At 44.6% G+C, this 16,150-nt stretch carries 21 protein-coding genes; 8 read left to right on the top strand and 13 right to left on the bottom strand.

What is annotated here, in order from left to right; all coding sequences use genetic code 11:
• Positions 1-8 precede the first annotated feature (8 nt).
• The 8 genes from R7P69_RS20375 (at position 9) to R7P69_RS20340 (ending at position 6,775) form a co-directional block, all read left to right on the top strand.
• Positions 9-1,214: a type III secretion system needle length determinant gene (locus R7P69_RS20375; RefSeq protein ID WP_238951945.1), complete on the top strand. Its 1,206-nt coding sequence runs from the start codon at positions 9-11 to the stop codon at positions 1,212-1,214.
• Positions 1,211-2,179 carry a SctQ family type III secretion system cytoplasmic ring protein VscQ gene (vscQ, locus tag R7P69_RS20370; protein ID WP_025768125.1) on the top strand — a complete coding sequence of 323 codons (969 nt, stop codon included), beginning with the start codon at positions 1,211-1,213 and terminating at the stop codon, positions 2,177-2,179. The genes R7P69_RS20375 and vscQ overlap by 4 nt, the downstream gene beginning before the upstream one ends.
• Positions 2,176-2,826: a SctR family type III secretion system export apparatus subunit VscR gene (vscR, locus tag R7P69_RS20365; protein ID WP_005377232.1), complete on the top strand. Its 651-nt coding sequence runs from the start codon at positions 2,176-2,178 to the stop codon at positions 2,824-2,826. The genes vscQ and vscR overlap by 4 nt, the downstream gene beginning before the upstream one ends.
• Positions 2,827-2,839: 13 nt before the next feature.
• Positions 2,840-3,106, top strand: coding sequence for a SctS family type III secretion system export apparatus subunit VscS (gene vscS, locus R7P69_RS20360; RefSeq protein ID WP_005377227.1), 267 nt, complete (start codon positions 2,840-2,842; stop codon positions 3,104-3,106).
• Positions 3,103-3,888, top strand: coding sequence for a type III secretion system export apparatus subunit SctT (gene sctT, locus R7P69_RS20355; protein WP_031778955.1), 786 nt, complete (start codon positions 3,103-3,105; stop codon positions 3,886-3,888). Before vscS ends, sctT begins: the two co-directional genes overlap by 4 nt.
• Before the next feature lie 15 nt (positions 3,889-3,903).
• On the top strand, positions 3,904-4,953 hold the full coding sequence (gene vscU, locus R7P69_RS20350; protein WP_042523790.1) for a SctU family type III secretion system export apparatus subunit VscU: 1,050 nt from the start codon (positions 3,904-3,906) through the stop codon (positions 4,951-4,953).
• Between the two features lie 102 nt (positions 4,954-5,055).
• Positions 5,056-5,766: a helix-turn-helix domain-containing protein gene (locus R7P69_RS20345; RefSeq protein ID WP_031781101.1), complete on the top strand. Its 711-nt coding sequence runs from the start codon at positions 5,056-5,058 to the stop codon at positions 5,764-5,766.
• A 106-nt stretch (positions 5,767-5,872) separates the two neighbouring features.
• Positions 5,873-6,775, top strand: coding sequence for a DMT family transporter (locus R7P69_RS20340; RefSeq protein WP_411978697.1), 903 nt, complete (start codon positions 5,873-5,875; stop codon positions 6,773-6,775).
• Positions 6,776-6,864: 89 nt separating this feature from the next.
• On the opposite strand, the gene R7P69_RS20335 is transcribed toward R7P69_RS20340, so the two are convergent.
• The 13 genes from R7P69_RS20335 to sctF form a co-directional block, all read right to left on the bottom strand.
• Positions 6,865-8,343, bottom strand: a complete 1,479-nt coding sequence (locus R7P69_RS20335; protein WP_238951947.1) for a CesT family type III secretion system chaperone — start codon at positions 8,341-8,343, stop codon at positions 6,865-6,867.
• A 9-nt stretch (positions 8,344-8,352) separates the two neighbouring features.
• Complete coding sequence (locus R7P69_RS20330; RefSeq protein WP_005387141.1) at positions 8,353-8,811, bottom strand: CesT family type III secretion system chaperone; 459 nt, start codon at positions 8,809-8,811, stop codon at positions 8,353-8,355.
• Positions 8,812-9,041: 230 nt separating this feature from the next.
• On the bottom strand, positions 9,042-10,019 hold the full coding sequence (vopR, locus tag R7P69_RS20325) for a type III secretion system effector VopR (protein ID WP_238951948.1): 978 nt from the start codon (positions 10,017-10,019) through the stop codon (positions 9,042-9,044).
• Between the two features lie 10 nt (positions 10,020-10,029).
• On the bottom strand, positions 10,030-10,476 hold the full coding sequence (locus R7P69_RS20320; RefSeq protein ID WP_318121672.1) for a type III secretion system chaperone: 447 nt from the start codon (positions 10,474-10,476) through the stop codon (positions 10,030-10,032).
• Between the two features lie 255 nt (positions 10,477-10,731).
• Positions 10,732-11,895: a VopS family T3SS effector adenosine monophosphate-protein transferase gene (locus tag R7P69_RS20315; protein ID WP_238951950.1), complete on the bottom strand. Its 1,164-nt coding sequence runs from the start codon at positions 11,893-11,895 to the stop codon at positions 10,732-10,734.
• A gap of 3 nt (positions 11,896-11,898) precedes the next feature.
• On the bottom strand, positions 11,899-12,330 hold the full coding sequence (locus R7P69_RS20310) for a CesT family type III secretion system chaperone (protein ID WP_213886834.1): 432 nt from the start codon (positions 12,328-12,330) through the stop codon (positions 11,899-11,901).
• 185 nt (positions 12,331-12,515) lie between these two features.
• Positions 12,516-13,154, bottom strand: coding sequence for an HrpE/YscL family type III secretion apparatus protein (locus R7P69_RS20305; protein WP_005387146.1), 639 nt, complete (start codon positions 13,152-13,154; stop codon positions 12,516-12,518).
• Positions 13,133-13,798, bottom strand: coding sequence for a SctK family type III secretion system sorting platform protein VscK (gene vscK, locus R7P69_RS20300; RefSeq protein ID WP_238951951.1), 666 nt, complete (start codon positions 13,796-13,798; stop codon positions 13,133-13,135). The genes R7P69_RS20305 and vscK overlap by 22 nt, the downstream gene beginning before the upstream one ends.
• On the bottom strand, positions 13,791-14,537 hold the full coding sequence (gene sctJ, locus R7P69_RS20295) for a type III secretion system inner membrane ring lipoprotein SctJ (RefSeq protein WP_086012989.1): 747 nt from the start codon (positions 14,535-14,537) through the stop codon (positions 13,791-13,793). The genes vscK and sctJ overlap by 8 nt, the downstream gene beginning before the upstream one ends.
• Entirely contained in the window at positions 14,537-14,881 is a 345-nt protein-coding gene (gene sctI, locus R7P69_RS20290) for a type III secretion system inner rod subunit SctI (protein ID WP_005387149.1), read from the bottom strand. Before sctI ends, sctJ begins: the two co-directional genes overlap by 1 nt.
• Positions 14,882-14,889: 8 nt before the next feature.
• The gene (locus R7P69_RS20285) at positions 14,890-15,525 is read right to left on the bottom strand and encodes a YopR family T3SS polymerization control protein (protein ID WP_238951953.1); all 636 of its coding nucleotides are present in this window, start codon (positions 15,523-15,525) and stop codon (positions 14,890-14,892) included.
• A complete protein-coding gene (locus R7P69_RS20280) occupies positions 15,522-15,881 on the bottom strand; it encodes a YscG family type III secretion system chaperone (protein WP_170893413.1) in 360 nt (119 codons plus the stop codon). The genes R7P69_RS20285 and R7P69_RS20280 overlap by 4 nt, the downstream gene beginning before the upstream one ends.
• Before the next feature lie 3 nt (positions 15,882-15,884).
• The gene (gene sctF, locus R7P69_RS20275) at positions 15,885-16,133 is read right to left on the bottom strand and encodes a type III secretion system needle filament subunit SctF (protein WP_005377199.1); all 249 of its coding nucleotides are present in this window, start codon (positions 16,131-16,133) and stop codon (positions 15,885-15,887) included.
• Positions 16,134-16,150 lie beyond the last annotated feature (17 nt).

Raw genomic sequence — 16,150 nt, 5'->3', positions numbered from 1 at the left:
GGTTCACTATGCGCATTACCCCAACAACTGAAACATCGAATACGCTGCACAAATCAACGCCGGAACAAGCGCCTCTCGAGAAGGAGGCCGAGCTTCAATCACAATTCGAGCATGCAATGACGAAGAAGCCTAGCAAGGGAAAGGAGTCTATCGTTGGGAATCCCCAAAAAAATCATACTGGCGAAGAAGACATACCGCTAAGGCATAAGACATCTCAAAGTCTAGATAAGAAACATAACCTATCGAACCAAGAAGCCAACGCTGACAAAAACATCTCCACTTTAAAAGGTCAAAGTGACGTCGTCAGTAAGAGAGATATAGAGAAATCGCAAGACGACGCAGCAAATAGCGAAGAAATAATTAGCAAAAACAATAAATTGCTTAAACGTGATGGAAAAAGCGATGGCGACACAGTTCTAAGCTCCCCTTCTACCGAGCGTGTTGATCCTCACTTTCAAGCTCATTTGAAAGATGATAAACCGACGCCGATGGATAAACATACCTCGCCGGAGTATCTCTCTACGCTTGAATCTGGCTTGCTCCCCCAAAATGCGACAGCGACAGAGCTCGCTCAAGATGGGATTAACATTGTTGGCTTAACGAAAAGGCAAACTGAAAAAACGCACAATAAGCGTGCAACTCCGCCGCTACAGAATACAGGCAAACGATCAGACCAAACTGGTGGCCTGCCTGAAACCAAGCCTCTTGAAAAAATCGTGACGAAAAGCGCACTAGTCGCCGTTAAAACGGATGAAGAAAAAGTGCCTTCTCAACCCCTTGCAAGTGCGGTAACACAAGGCGATGTCATCCTAAAAAGTGTTGCTTCGCAGGCTCAACCAAGCCCAACGCGAGACGTAAACCAATTACTCCAGCAATTGGTGGATAAAATCTATGTTGCTCTGCCAACCGCATCGGACAACAAAGAGGTTCGGCTGTTTCTAAGTGAAGGACAATTAAAAGGTGGCGAAATCCACATCAAGTTGGACGCTCAAGGGTATAGCGTGACGATTCGACAAGAGCATGCCCTTTCCATTATTAGCCAGCAAGCTAGACAAGATCTTGCTGAACGGCTAAACCGATTCGGTGGTGAGCAGCCACTTCGCTTAGCGATCAGCGAACAAACTCAACAGCTCGATCAACAACAACATGAACAACAACACTCACGCCAACAACGCAGCGTGTATGAAGAATGGCAAGCGGAGAATGACCTATGACACCGTTAATAATACCCAAAGTGGATGCAGAAAGTATCGCGCTCAGCAATCAACTTTGTGCAAAACAGTGCCACTTCCAAGGGACTGATGGTCAGAGCGTATCGATTACTGTTGCTCAAATCCCTTCATTTGAAGGGTTCCGTTTAACCACGTTGATTGGAGGGCAAACCCTACAAGTAGACTTTTCTCGTGCGCAGCTCCAACATTGGCTGAAATCGACCTTAAATGCTACTGCGTTTGAGTCCCTGCCTAACTCCCTCCAGTTAGCACTTTTGAGCTCACAGATAGAACCGCATAGTGAGGCAATCAAAGCGCTATTTGGTCAGTTACCCATTCTTAGTCAACTACAGCCGTTAGAGGCGAGCCAGGCCCAAGAGCATACTTTAATGTTAACGCTCAATAAGCCTAACGGCTCTCTTTGTTTGTGGGTTAGCGAAGGATCAGACGTGTTGTTGGATGCGCTACCAAACAGCGCTGCTCTACAAGCTCGACACCTCGCTTTACCTGTGTGGTTAAGTCTTGGAAGGACCCATTTGACGTTAAGCGAATTTAATTCGCTCGAGCTGGGAGATGTCATCTTTTTTGACGATGGTTACATCGCCAAGCAACAAGCCATTTTTCAAGTATCTAACCAGAATCTCTGGCGCTGCCAGCTAGATGACCAAACTCTTCACATTATTGAAAAAGAAACCAATATGAATGACGTAAACACTTCAGAAATGTTAACCGACCACCAGCAACTGCCTGTGGAACTCACGTTTGATATCGGCCATCAAACCATCACGCTAGAGCAGCTTAACCAGCTTCAGCCAGGGTACGTATTCGAGCTAAACCAGCCTGTATCTAAGCCGGTAACATTGCGTGCCAACGGCAAAATCATTGGTGAGTGTGAACTGGTTAATGTTAACGAACATTTAGGTGTGCGCGTACTGGAGCTGTTCGGTGGCACGCAGGAGCCAGCATGATCCAGTTACCCGACGAGCTCAATCTCATTGTCAGCTTAGCACTGCTGGCACTGATCCCATTTATCGCCATGATGGCGACGTCATTTGTGAAACTCGCCGTTGTATTCTCACTGCTGCGTAACGCTCTCGGTGTACAGCAAATTCCGCCGAATATGGCGCTTTACGGATTGGCTATCATTCTGTCAATTTTCATCATGGCTCCCGTCGGGTTTGAAACCTACGACTACGTAAAGCAGCATGATATCTCCCTTGAAGATTCTGCAAGTGTAGAAGGCCTCATTGAAAGCGGTTTACAGCCTTATCGAGAATTTTTGAAAAAGCATATTCGGGAAACCGAAGCCATATTCTTCACTGATGCTGCACGCACATTGTGGCCACAGAAGTACGTAGACCGTTTAGAGTCGGACAGCTTATTGCTCTTACTGCCCGCATTTACCGTCAGCGAGCTTACTCGCGCTTTTGAAATTGGCTTTCTGTTGTACTTACCGTTCATCGCTATTGACCTAATTGTGTCGAATATCCTACTCGCGATGGGGATGATGATGGTATCGCCAATGACGATTTCCCTCCCCTTCAAATTGTTGCTTTTTGTCTTGCTTGACGGCTGGACAAAGCTCACCCACGGCTTAGTGTTGAGTTACGGTTAATCACGGAGAAAGTATGCATTCTGCTGAAATCATTCATTTCACGACTCAAGCATTAACCCTAGTGTTGTACTTGTCATTACCGCCGATTTTAGTCGCAGCATTGGTTGGTACATTGGTGTCGCTTATTCAGGCGTTAACTCAGGTCCAAGAACAAACGTTAGGCTTTGTGGTCAAGCTTATCGCGGTCATTATTACGCTGTTCGTCACAACGCAATGGCTAGGGGCAGAGCTCCACGCCTTCGCCTCGCTTGCTATGGATAAAATTCCTCAAATACGATGAGTTATCACGACTTACACCAGGCTTTATTTTTGTACAGCCTGACGTTACCTAGGTTAATGGCATGCTTCATCTTTTTGCCTATTTTGAGCAAGCAAATGTTAGGCGGCACCATGGTGAGAAATGGTGTGCTTTGCTCACTCGCACTGTTTATATTTCCGATGATTAATCAGCAAAGCTTGCCCGCAGAAACCGACGGCATTTGGCTGATAATGATTTTGGGTAAGGAGGTATTAATTGGGCTATTGATAGGGTTTGTTGCTGCTATCCCTTTTTGGGCGATAGAAGCGGCCGGTTTTCTGGTCGACAACCAACGTGGTGCTGCCATGGCAAGTATGTTTAACCCAACGCTAGGCTCACAATCCACACCAACAGCGGTATTACTGACCCAAACGTTGATTACCCTGTTCTTCTCTGGCGGGGGCTTTGTCACTTTTATCTATGCGTTATTCAAAAGCTATACATCTTGGCCGATCGTGGACTTTTTCCCAACCGTTAGCGACGCATGGGTGAGTTTCTTCTACGCGCAATTTGAACAGCTTATGTGGCTTGGTGTGTTGATGTCCGCTCCACTAGTGTTGGCAATGTTTCTTGCTGAGTTTGGTCTGGCGCTTATCAGTCGTTTTGCACCGCAATTGAATGTTTTTTTCCTTGCCATGCCAATAAAAAGTGCCATCGCGAGTGTTTTACTGATCGTGTATCTCGGAATAATGATGGATCACTTTGAAGTACAGTTTTACGGCATTACCCGATTCGCAGAACAACTCAATACCATTTGGCAATAACGCTTAGGATTCTTTATGAGTGCAGAAAAAACAGAGCAACCCACCGCAAAAAAGTTACGCGATGCTCGACAGAAAGGTCAGGTTGCCAAAAGCCAAGAAATCGTATCGTCTGCATTAATTTTGGCGCTCATAATTGTACTGTTTGCGTTCGCCGATTATTACATGTCGCACATCTCAGCGCTTATTCTCCTACCAAGTAAGCTTGCTTATCAGGGTTTCCAAGATGCGCTAGTCGATGTCGCTATCGCCATCGCAAAAGAAATTGCCTATCTACTCGCTCCGATTATTCTGGTTGCTGCACTCGTCGCCATCTTTTCCAATATGGGGCAGTTCGGGTTCCTATTTAGTGGTGAATCCGTTAAACCCGACATCAAAAAGATCAATCCCGTCGAAGGGGCCAAACGCATTTTTTCCCTTAAGAGTGTGATTGAGTTTATCAAGTCGATCCTTAAAGTCTCTCTTCTTTCCTGCATTATCTGGGTGACATTACGCGGTAACATCAACGCTTTAATGCAAATTCCAACTTGTGGGCTAGAATGTGTCCCGACCATTACTGGCGTCATGATTAAACAATTAATGATTATCTCTTCGGTAGGCTTCATCGTCATCGCTGCCGCAGATTTTGCGTACCAGAAATTTGATCACACGAAAAAGCTCAAAATGAGCAAGGACGAAGTGAAGCGCGAATACAAAGAGATGGAAGGCAGTCCAGAAATAAAAAGCAAACGTCGTCAGTTGCACCAAGAGCTACAAGCCTCCAATCAGCGCGAAAACGTTAAACGTTCTAATGTATTAGTTACAAACCCAACACATATCGCGGTTGGCCTTTATTACAAGAAAGGCGAAACGCCCCTGCCCGTCATCACTTTGATGGAAACCGAGGCGGTAGCCAAACGTATGGTCGCAATCGCTAAAGAAGAAGGCGTTCCTGTGATGCAAAAAGTCCCTCTTGCTCGTGCACTATACGCCGACGGCAACGTCGACCAGTACATCCCAAGCGATCTTATTGAAGCAACTGCGGAAGTGCTTCGTTGGTTGGCCTCGTTAGAGTCCGAGGCGGACTGACAAACCACATCCCATTCAAGATCTGGGCTTACAACTGCCCAGCTTTCAACCTCGATACTTTCAACGCTATAATGCGGTATCCTTTAACTGTATGTTGTTTTTATGAAATCTAGCTTAAGCATTCGCTCCTACACGAAACGTATGAGCCGACATACTCATAGTGATTATCATCAACTGGTGCTTCCTCTCCAAGGCAACATACATATTGATATGGATAGTTATGTCGGAAAGGTGGCGGTTGGCGACTGCATAGTCATCCCCAAAAGTTGTGCTCACGGTTTTAATGCCGAAGAGTCATCACGCTTTATTGTTGCGGATATGACCACTTTGCCCACTCATTTGATGGATAGTAGTGTGGCTGTGTTTTCGATTAGCCCGCCTCTACTGAGCTTTATCCAGTTTGTCGAAAAACAGCTTGAGTATCAGGTTAATGATGAAATTGAAAACTCAATGGTTGCAACCTTCTATCTGTTGCTGGAGCAACAAAAGCGGTCTCGCTCCGTAGATTCGCGTATTCGAGATGTACAGGTTGTGATCGCCGAGCAGCTTGATCAGCCACTCACCATTGCCTCATTAGCGAATGCCGCTTGCTTGAGTCCGACGCAGTTTAAAAAGCTTTTTAAAGAGCAGCTAAAAGTGAGCGTTCATAAATACATTACATTACAACGTATGGAAAAAGCCAAAGCACTACTGACTCATACAGACCTTCCAGTTCAGTTGATAGCTGAACGAGTTGGCTATAGTGACCTTTCCGCGTTTAGTCGACGGTTTTCAATGCATTTTGGCATGTCTCCTAGAGAGTTTTCCCGGTAGTCACTAAAATAGTCCTCTGGAACAAGTATTCCGTCTTTTCAGCACAAAAATCTCTATCGCTTTCTTTTATTCTTTCTACCCTAAAACAGCCATTCACTAGGTAGAAATTACAGTGTTAAAAAAACATTTCACCGACTATCAATTAGGAACTTTATCCATACTTTTTGCTTCAACCCTGTGGGGAACGACGGGCACCGCTGCCAGCTTGGCACCGGATGTCAGTGCTCTCGCCATTGGCGCATTTTCTATGGGTATTGGTGGATTTATGCAAGCATGTCTGTCTGCGAAGTCACTGAAGAGAGATTTTCGAAAAGTCGTACATAAGAAGAAAACGTTACTGGTTAGTATTATCGCCTTAGCCACCTACCCACTGGCTTTTTATTCATCAATGCGATTCGCCGGTGTGGCTATTGGTACGGTTGTTTCTATCTCCACTGCACCTTTCTTTTCTGCTTTGTTAGAGTGTCTCTTTAGCCGAAATCAGACCATAACCAAGCGCTGGATGATGAGTTTCGCAATCGGGGTCATTGGCATTACCTTGTTGTTGGCTTCTGAGTCATCCGCAAATAGCTTATTTGATCATGATATGAAGCATTGGGGTGTATTACTTGGCCTATTGGCAGGTTTGACGTACGCCATTTACTCATGGGGAGTAAAGACTATGATTGACCACGGCATTGAATCGCAAACGGTCATGGGAAGTGTTTTTGGTATTGGTGGAGTTTTGCTTCTACCAACACTTTTCATCACGGGCGATAATCTATTTGCATCATCAACTAATACGACGGTCATGCTCTACATGGCCTTGATTCCAATGGGGTTAGGTTACGTCGCTTTTGGGTTTGGGCTACGGTTTGTTACAGCCAGTGGAGCTAGCATACTCACGCTATTTGAACCTGTTATCGCAGCAGCACTAGCAGTTGCGATTGTTGGGGAAGAAATTTCTTTCATTGGTTGGGTTGGTATAACGTTGACACTTGTGTGTTTGTTTCTTCAGTCGAAAAGTTAAATTCAATGGACATGAGCCAGCCCCAAAAAGGAACGCTGACGGTAGATAAAGTAAGGAGCAGCACCTACCCCCTACTTTACCATTTGAAATTACACCCAGCCTTCAGCCAAGTACATCAATCGCAATTGACTTGGTGAGCCTAGTTTTTCTAGCGCATCTAACTGGACGTCACTCAGGTTTGGGCATTTATCAAGATAAACTCGTCCGTTTGCTGCATCTAGGGGGAGCTTGTAGGTTAGCTTTTCGTTTATTTTACTTGCTTCCCCTTTATCAATCGCTCGAACAGCTGGCATGAGCCAATCCCAATCTTCTCCTAACAGTTTTTTAAACGCCCCGTTAGCAATAGACTCGGTTTTACTTGGTGCATCCTCTGGGCTTAGCTTCAAGATAGAATCTACGTCAGGAACCAAGTGCTCACTTGGCTCTGAACCCAACATCTTTTTCAGTGTTAATCGAGCGGCTTCCATCTCTTGTGCTTCTTTAGGCGCTTGAGGAGAAGTCATTTCAGTATTCTCCTTAGGACCAAGGTACGCCATTAATGCGCGGACAGAAGCCGGATCTTGCATACTAAAGGTAAAGTCTCCTTTGGCATTAGAAACTTCAAGCCTTGGTAAAACACCAGACATCTCACCTTGCATGAGTTGTTCTTTGACTTCTGTATTTAGTCCGTATGCTCCAGCTTGGTTCGCAACAAAACCACCACCACTCATGATAGCAGTCGTTGCCGCAGAACCGATTGCCTCTTTTGCTATCGGTGTGACGCCCACCGTTGCTACAGAGCTAACACCGAACGTGCCCAGGCTCCCCGTAGCCATACCTAACGTAGCTCCAATGCCACCTTCAGCCGACAGTATCGCATGACCTTGAGCCAAGGTTTGCTGCATCGGCATAGAAAGACGTTGATCTCGCCCTGGCAGCTGTGAAATTTGTTCTAACTGATGATGGTAAGCCTCAGCATCACCATTTACGGCCGCTTTGTGCAGCTCTCGACCTGTAGAAATCAATAAGCCAACGCCAGGTAATGCCAAGTTAATAACGGCGTTCACACCAGAACCTTTTAGCTTTTCTTTGCCCATCTGTAACAGTTCAGCAGCGAAGCCATCCATTTTTCCTGGATACTGGGCTTCTAAACTCACCTGCATACGCGGATCTTTGCTGATCGCATCAAACGTATTTTTAAGCTGCTGGTACGCATCGCTGCTCACTTTTATTTCATCCAATAGGCTGACAACTTCTAAGATTTTACGCTCAGTAAGTGGCTCACCGCGATAGCCTGAAGGACTCACTAGGGAGTAAGCCAACAGCGCAACCTCAGGTTTTTCTTGCTTAAGTAGCGCCTGCTTTAAATCAAGGTGAGTTTTGATGTTTTCTTGGAAAAACTTAGTGTATTTGCTTCTCAATACGCCTTCGTGAATAGAAGCAAACTTATGACCTTTGTGGAATGTGGAAGGTTCTTTTACTTCACCTCTTTTACTGATCACTCGATCATCTTTTTGCGCAGCAACTGCACGAAACTGTTCTAGATCAGGTACTGGGCTTTGGCTGATTTTTTGTGTTGTATTAACCATTTTTCTCTCCTACACACGAAGTGATTGAACATGAGCTTGTTCATGATTAGAGGTGGTTGGAATCGCTTGATCCAACATTGCGAAACGCGCTTGCCACAGCTCGGCCTGTTCAATAACTTCGTGAAACCAAGCGGTAAGGTTCGTCGTATTTAGATGCTCAACGGGTTTACGTCCTGCTAAGACAAGCTGTCGACCGTTTGGAGCCAAAGCAAGTGCGAGGCTGCCACTACCTATTCCTTGATAGTTAGCATGAGCAAGAAGCTCTAAACCTTTTAGTCGTTGTTCACCGGATTTTTCTAACCCTCCGAACGTTACAGACAGCATCAAATCATCCGTATCTGTAGCGATGAAATACAACATGTAGCGATCATCGACCAGTAGCTGACAACGTTCATTTTCTTCAAAATTCAGTTCGGGCAACTCATTGAGTTGGCAAAACTCCAAGAGCAGTTGTTGAATCGTGTTCATAACTTTTTCCTTTTGTTTCAATAACTCTATTGAACAACGATTGCAGATTGAACGATGTCGGTAATGGCTTTATTTTTGTCACTTTTTCGCCTTCATTGTGAGGTTTTCCGCAGAAATCTCGCTCTAAAATCGAGTTGCCAGAGTAATAAAAAAGAGCAGCTCAGAGCTGCTCTTTCAATAAAGGTTAGATGCTTAGCATGATGTATTTGCTCACTTCTTTTGCAGAGTGACTAACCCAGTTTATGGCTATCAAAAATGACTTCTGTTGGCGGGAACATATTCGAAACAGGTGGTCGTTGTGCATCTCCAAACATTGGTGCACCGAATGCAGATGTCGCCCACGGGTCAACAATTTTCACATCCTTACTCCACGTTGATGGATCTTTTATGTCGCTCCCCTCTTGTCGACCAACCAGTACATAAAGGTGTGTACCTGAATGACCCTTTTTAAACGCAACCACTTCTACTTTGGGTTCACTTTCAGGTGTTCCTGACATGCCTTGAATCATCTCAGCGGCGGCAGCAAAGGCAAATGTAGTACAGCAGCCGGCTTTCGCGGTTTGTACTGCCTTAGCAATGTTCTGTAGAGTGCTTAATTGCGGTGCGGTTCCTCTTTGTGCTGCAGCTTGAACTCCGTTTGCGGACATCGTCGCTCTGTGATCTTGCATGATTCGCGCTTGATCCGCGTGAAGCTCTTTTAGTCGTGGCTTTCCTTTTGTTTCATAAAACTGTGACCCCTTAACACCGAACGTATTTAAGTCCGTACAGGCAAAATCACCAAGCTTTTGAAGGTTGGCTTTATGTTCGCTGATAAGCGCGACACTCGATGAAGCTTTATTGGTTTTGGAAGAAGAGGCTGCCGTTTGTGCAGTTGGCCAATTTGAGCTAGGACCAGACGACAATCTCTCAAGATTTTTCAGACTCCCAAGCGTTAACTTGTTTTCACCATTCAACACATTTTTCAGCATGAGCTTCGCAACATCTTTAGGAATACCCTGCTTAGTAAGCAGGCTCACTACAATATCTTTCGCTTTATTCTGGTGGCTAATACGCGCGCTGATACTTTTATTTTTTGGTGCACCCTCTTTAACAAAAATATCTTTGCCGTTGTGTGCTCGAACCTCTTTGTCGTCAGCTTGATTTTGTGTCGCCAAATGTGACGTTAACTGACTCAACGAGTGCATGTGCGATGTATTAATATTGACCATGTGTGATGCCTTAAACTTGAATAAATGCGTGTACGTCTGTTTGGCTAAAATCTACAACCGTGTTGTTTTGAAATAACTGTACCCAAGTATCAACTAATTCATTCAACTGAATGATTAAGTTAGCAATGTTGGTGAGTTCACTTCCAGCCGCGATAGCAACTTGAAGAACAACGTCTTTGCGTGTTGGATTCACACAAAACTGCACACCACCTGTTTCTCGATACAAGAAGTTGTATTCAAGTAAAACTTGAAGTTTATCTAGCGTAATATCATCTTGTTCTATAAGCAGGTTTTTGGAAATCAATAACTCGCCTTTTTCCTCTACGAGCAGAACATCGACACTGTTGTTTTCAGCAAAATGCAGTGACCACATTTGATCGTCATACGCTGTCACGTGCTCAAGGTTCAGCACTTCTCCTAGCTCAGAGAGAAGCATATTAATATTTCCTGTATCCATGTTGTGTCCTGTCTAATTTATTATAACTAAGTGACATCGATATATTTATTGCAGCGAAGCCACTTGGGTATAACGGCTCATTTAAATAAGCGAATAAGGATAAAAGAGATTTTATGGCGAGATAGAAACCGACACTTTATTTCAACGTCTCATTTTTATTGCTATTAGCCGTTTTATTGAGAAGAAAAATTAAGGTTAAGCTGGAAAATAAAAGAGCGGCAATCGCCGCTCCGAAAATTAAATAGAAGTAGAAAATCACTTAATACCGTGAAGGCTATTTTCTGCATCCATAGCTAAAGGATTGAACGAGTCGTTACGAAGTTCTGCTATCGCGTATAGCATGCGCCCCATGCGACCATTTCCATCGGTAAAGCCATGGTACCCGATAACTCCGGCGAACAAATGTTTACCTAAGTCTTTATCTTCTACAGGGTTCTCTTTCAAAAAGCCTTCAATGTGCTGCTTTAACATGCCCTCACCGCCAATACTTGACGGCAAAGTGCCACCCGAAATATTTGGCCCTCGGTAATCACGCTCAACATTAGGCACCAATCGAGCGTGTAGCTCTTTTAGGTTTTCCATATTCAATAAGTCTTTACCATTAGACGCGTATTCTTTCAGTAAAGACGTAATATTTTCGGCATCGTTTCCTTTAGAGTTAGAAGCATTAATGATCCACGCCGTAGCTCTTTCAACATTATTGGTTACGCCACTTTTGTTAAACGCGTCCTCTGCCAGTCCTTCAGCGTATACACCTTGGCTTAGATCGGTGCTTGCTAGACCTTCGATATGACGTTGCGCCGATTTAAGATGCATCACCTCCATATCAAACACCGCTTGCATTTGATTAATGCTACCTGCCGGGTTTTTCTGCGCTGCAGATACACCACCGCCGTAGTCTTTTACTACACGTCCAGCAAGCGACTTCGCTGCACTTTCGTCAATCAGTGATGTGAGGTTTTTACCAGAATCGGTTTCTAACATTGCCTCTGTCATCGCTCGCTCTGCTAACTGGTTTAGCTCAGCAGAGTTCGACTGAACTGATTTACTGTCTAACTTCCCAAAGGCATTTAAGACATCTGATGCGGTTTTTATGCTTCCATCTTTGAAGAACATTTGTCCATGCTCAACAGAAGAAGCAGCTTGTAAACGCTGAGCTTGTCCTTGCTCATTATCAAATACGGCTTTTGTAAGGGCTTTCGCTACCGATTGTGGGCTACCTTCGCGAAACAGTTTTCCTGTCGCTTCAAAAAATCGCGCTACTGCACCATTCGTAGGATTGGCGCGAGTAAATTCTTGGGTCGCTGCGTTGATTTGGTATTCTTTGCCACCAATACTCAGCTTACCTTCGTTAAGTATCTCGTTACGAGCTTGCGGCATGGCGGCCTGCAACGCGCTAACACTTCCAAAACTGATCATGTTTTAAACCCTTAATGTGGAAAAATGAGTAGTACTCGTTACCGGGACTTCGGTTGTTTTATTGGTTACTTTTTGCGTGTTCGCACTTTTTAGCCATTCGATGAAATTCGCTAATGATTCATCAAGAAAAGAAGCAGTTAACAGTTGCTGGTGCAGGTGTATGAAACCGATGTATCCCGTTTCTGCCTCCCAGAATACCGCTGGAGAGCCTTGCGTTAAGGCATCTTTCATATGTTGATGCAAAATATCAGCACTCGGTTTATTACCTGAAATCAGCCCGATAAGCGTCACACGATCTTCTTGTGCACGAATTGTGATTGCTGTGTTTTGCTCAACGAGTAGATGGCAACAATCATCCTCATCAAAAACCAACGGCTCCAATTGGCAGCGGCTGGCAAAATCTGTCAGTAAAGAAGTTATAAATCCATTAGCCATTCGACTAAATAATCCTATTTTTGTTGTTTTAGAGGCGCTGCTTAGTTGCAACACTTATCAACTAAGCAGCTTTCTTAGGTGTATTCTTAAGGATTTATGGCAGTGAATATTTTAGAAATGGTCGGATTTTTTTTGTTTAAAGGCATTAAAATGAAAAAACTCAGCAAGTGCTGAGTTTTTGAGGTTTATTCATGAATCGTAATTTTACGCTCGCTGAGCTGCTTCACCATTGCTTGCTTTAATGCATGCAGCTGTCCATCAATACTGGCGTCGATGATCCCAACTTCTGTTTCCAAAATGCAGCCTCCATTTTTCAAGCGCGCATCTGCTACCACGTCAACGTAACCGACTTCAGGGAAATCACTTAATACACCAGCCACCTTTTCTCTCACCTCAACAACCTGCTCTGGGTGGACATGTAAAATGACCTGCTTTTGGTTACTCACCAGTTGCAACGCTTCTCGAACTACACTCACCGTGGTATCGACATCATCGAAGGTATCGATGATCTTACGTACTGCTTCTAACACCACACCTGTCATTTTTTCTTCGACTTGCTGATAGTAGTCATTACAACGTGCTAAGGTTTCAACCATCGTTTGCGCATTTTCAATCTTGGCTTGTGCAAGGCCATCTTGATAACCACGTTGTTTTTCGGTTTCGTAGGCTTGTTGGGCATTAGCAATGATGCTTTCAGCTTTGGAGTTCGCGGCTTCAACTAAGTGTTGCGAATCCAGATAACTGGCATAATCTTTCGCTTTCAGCACCTTTAAGCCAGGTGCCAGCTGCAAATTGTCTGTTTTTATTTCAACAAATGAAACCATTGAGGAATAACCTGTTTTGCGATTTTTTTTGTGAGTCGATACGCCAGATCTCGTTGATCCGCTTCCAACCAGTTAGCTGTTTCTGCGTTTTCGCTAAGTTGCTTTTCTAATTTGAATTGCCAACGAAGAACAACATCTTCCGGTGAGTTAATCAAAATAAACCTCATCCAAAAATATCCCAGCGCCCTCATACTTGCTTCAACAGACCTTTCATCCAATAGTTCTGGTAACGAACGCTGCCAGCCTTGCGGCCAGTTGGATAACAGCATAGGCCCGTTTTGAATTAAGAACCGAGCGCCTTCCAAACCAAAAACGTTGTTCAGAACCTGTTTCGGGCGTTTTAAAACAACGCCTCGCATTGCCACACAATGTAAAGCTCCGCCCACCATCAATACGAGTTGGTTCAACGCATCCGCTGGGAGCAACGCCAAGCTATGGCAAGGTTTGTTAAAAGCCGTCTCAGGAACGGGAGATAACGCCCACTCATTGATGCACCATTGGTTAAACATGGGGTTATCTCTCCAGCCTTCGATATTTAGTAACCAAGGCTGCTTTTGCTCTATCCAACTTCTATGGATGTACTGGCAAGGCGCATAGTTAAACTGGTGTTGTACCTGCGCGAGTGGTGTTTCTGGTTTAACCACGCTTCGTGTTCCTACGACACCATGTAAAAGTAGCGATATTCGAGCCGATGAGTGCCGCTACCAAGAACACCAAAATGGCGATAAGATTATTCGCCGTCTCTTTGGTGACCTGAACCGACAAAATGCTTTTAAATTGATTGTTTTGAGTAGCAACTCGAACCTCTGATGAGGGTACCATCACTACGCTGATTCGATCGTAGTTCAGCCCCTCAATGCTATTGTTCACTAATAATTTGATCTGCGGAACATATGAATCAAGCGCAATATCTGCTGCGTGTTTAATAAATACGGAGGCAGAAGCTGGAGTTGGACGCTCTCCTGGACGCAGATCTTGATCTTCCAAAACAACATGAACACGTGCCACTAGCACGCCATCAATCTGAGATAAGGTTGAGGAGAGCTCTTGAGATTTCGCGTATACCAAACGTGCTCGTTCTGCTAATGGTGACGAGATCAAATCGTCTTTGGGAAACACTTCTTTCAGTGTGGAAAACTGCTCTCTTGGATAACCTTTTCGCTTTAGCGCATCTACCGCGAAGGCGATTTGAGAACTGTCTACCATTAACTTGACGGTGTTGTCTTTGTCAGGTTCTTTTGTTGCAACGACACCTTCGGATAGTAAGATCGACAACATCTCATTACCCTCTTTCTGAGTAACGTTGGTGTATAACTCGGTCTGACAACCTACCAGAAACAACGTGAGCATGATGAAAACTGCTCTCATTTTATTCATCATCACTATTGTGCCTTCAATAAGGTTTCTACGTTTTGTGTGGTTTTACCCACGGTTTTCGCGATCAGCTCTTCTTGAAAAGTAATGCGTGTCAGCGCCCACTGCATTTGCAGTAATTGCGCCGGATCATCACCCACCATCTTCATGTTGTCTTGCAGGTTACTTTTCGCGTTATCGATAGTGTTTTTCAACTCGCTGATGTTTTCTAGCAAACCTCCCTCCAGGCCATTACTTGCCTCGGGAACCGACATGGCTTGCTCAAAACGTTCGCTTAAACCGTCTTCGACTTGCGCATCCTGTAACTTATCAATGTTGGTTTGCATCACCTCGGTGTACTGCGTGTTTATCATATGTACTCCTAAGATAAATCTAACTTGTGACTGTGAGTCATGATGTTTTTCACCATCGCATTTTTTTGGATCATGAAGCTAAGTTCATCACGAACCATGTCCAGTGTTGATGCCATATCAGGTAACGACTTCAACTCTGCCCAGCAATGCCATAAGGCTTGTTCTTTCTGGGCACCCAGTGGAAAATGCTGCGCTAGCATTGCTTTTAGTGCTGTTTTATCAGCAGGTGGTTCGGCAATAAGCTGTCCCGAAAAATTCCCTAGTAACTCCTGCTTCAACACCTTTAACACATCAGATTGTGGCTGCTCGTTGCCTTTTGCACTCTTCGCCTCATGAAAGGCGTACCACATTGCCTCTCGTTTAACTTGAGGGTCGGAAAACGCTTCATTTAACGATGATAAGACACTTTGTTTACTGACAACCTCTGCGTCTTTTAATGATTCGTACCACGCTTTAATCTCCGCCAGTTTGGCTTCTGTTTTCTCTAGCGTCTCTTTTGGAGAAACATGTGAAACTTGCTCTTGCTTGTCACTTCGCTCCATGAGTGCTTTCATCTTGTCTTCATCGCTCCGCTCATAATGGCGCGACTCCAACTGACGCAAAGATTGGTGTTGAAGACTTAGGTTACTTGAATCAATGATCATCCAAGATTCCTAATGTCCTGAGAAAAGCTCGCAGCAAATGCTTGGCTTTCTTCGCTTCCTTGTGACGCAAGTTTTACCCAGCTTTCCGCTTTGCTCAGTAAACCGGCTTTGGCAGAAGCAAGAGCCGCTAAGCTGATCAGATCTGGATAGGCATTACAAAGTGGTTCGAGTAATTGATGAGCCTCTTCATACAAGCCTTTATTCATGAGGCTCATTGCACGAATCATCGCAACGGTCTCTTCAGAACCTGAGCTTGCTTCAAGGCCATCTGCAATCGTGTTGGCTTCTTGATGACGATGCATACCTGTTGCCATCAGCGCGATTTCAGCCAGCAGTTGGCGCGTTTCTCGTTCCATGCTTTACACCTTCTGGAGAATCGACTGCATCACATCTTTAATCGCACGAGTGGTGGTCGCATTGATATTGTAAACAACAGACCATTTGTTGATCGCGTGCTGAAGCTCGGCAAGCTTTGATGGATCATCGGCATTGGTTTCTAGGTTCTTGATGGCTGCCGTCACTTCTGTGTTGGCATCTTTCGCTTGTTGTTCTAACTTAGCTTTAACATCATCAAGGTTTACACTGTTACTAGCATCGTAAAATGACATAAGACTTCCTCGTATTT

It is taken from the genome of Vibrio sp. 661 (genome assembly GCF_033339315.1).
In the GTDB taxonomy this organism is placed as follows: Bacteria; Pseudomonadota; Gammaproteobacteria; order Enterobacterales; family Vibrionaceae; genus Vibrio; species Vibrio alginolyticus.
The sequence above is the reverse complement of the archived record's forward strand: the minus strand, read 5'-3'. Positions and strand labels throughout refer to the sequence as shown.

Coding starts and splice junctions, on each gene's coding strand:
- R7P69_RS20330 (WP_005387141.1), bottom strand. CDS start 8,811: ATGAACACGATTCAACAACTGCTCTTGGAGTTTTGCCAACTCAATGAG.
- vopR (WP_238951948.1), bottom strand. CDS start 10,019: ATGGTCAATATTAATACATCGCACATGCACTCGTTGAGTCAGTTAACG.
- R7P69_RS20315 (WP_238951950.1), bottom strand. CDS start 11,895: ATGATCAGTTTTGGAAGTGTTAGCGCGTTGCAGGCCGCCATGCCGCAA.
- sctI (WP_005387149.1), bottom strand. CDS start 14,881: ATGATAAACACGCAGTACACCGAGGTGATGCAAACCAACATTGATAAG.
- vscS (WP_005377227.1), top strand. CDS start 2,840: ATGCATTCTGCTGAAATCATTCATTTCACGACTCAAGCATTAACCCTA.
- R7P69_RS20345 (WP_031781101.1), top strand. CDS start 5,056: ATGAAATCTAGCTTAAGCATTCGCTCCTACACGAAACGTATGAGCCGA.
- vscU (WP_042523790.1), top strand. CDS start 3,904: ATGAGTGCAGAAAAAACAGAGCAACCCACCGCAAAAAAGTTACGCGAT.
- R7P69_RS20320 (WP_318121672.1), bottom strand. CDS start 10,476: ATGGATACAGGAAATATTAATATGCTTCTCTCTGAGCTAGGAGAAGTG.
- R7P69_RS20280 (WP_170893413.1), bottom strand. CDS start 15,881: ATGGAACGAGAAACGCGCCAACTGCTGGCTGAAATCGCGCTGATGGCA.
- R7P69_RS20375 (WP_238951945.1), top strand. CDS start 9: ATGCGCATTACCCCAACAACTGAAACATCGAATACGCTGCACAAATCA.
- R7P69_RS20335 (WP_238951947.1), bottom strand. CDS start 8,343: ATGGTTAATACAACACAAAAAATCAGCCAAAGCCCAGTACCTGATCTA.
- R7P69_RS20310 (WP_213886834.1), bottom strand. CDS start 12,330: ATGGCTAATGGATTTATAACTTCTTTACTGACAGATTTTGCCAGCCGC.
- R7P69_RS20305 (WP_005387146.1), bottom strand. CDS start 13,154: ATGGTTTCATTTGTTGAAATAAAAACAGACAATTTGCAGCTGGCACCT.
- R7P69_RS20285 (WP_238951953.1), bottom strand. CDS start 15,525: ATGATCATTGATTCAAGTAACCTAAGTCTTCAACACCAATCTTTGCGT.
- sctF (WP_005377199.1), bottom strand. CDS start 16,133: ATGTCATTTTACGATGCTAGTAACAGTGTAAACCTTGATGATGTTAAA.
- vscQ (WP_025768125.1), top strand. CDS start 1,211: ATGACACCGTTAATAATACCCAAAGTGGATGCAGAAAGTATCGCGCTC.
- vscR (WP_005377232.1), top strand. CDS start 2,176: ATGATCCAGTTACCCGACGAGCTCAATCTCATTGTCAGCTTAGCACTG.
- sctT (WP_031778955.1), top strand. CDS start 3,103: ATGAGTTATCACGACTTACACCAGGCTTTATTTTTGTACAGCCTGACG.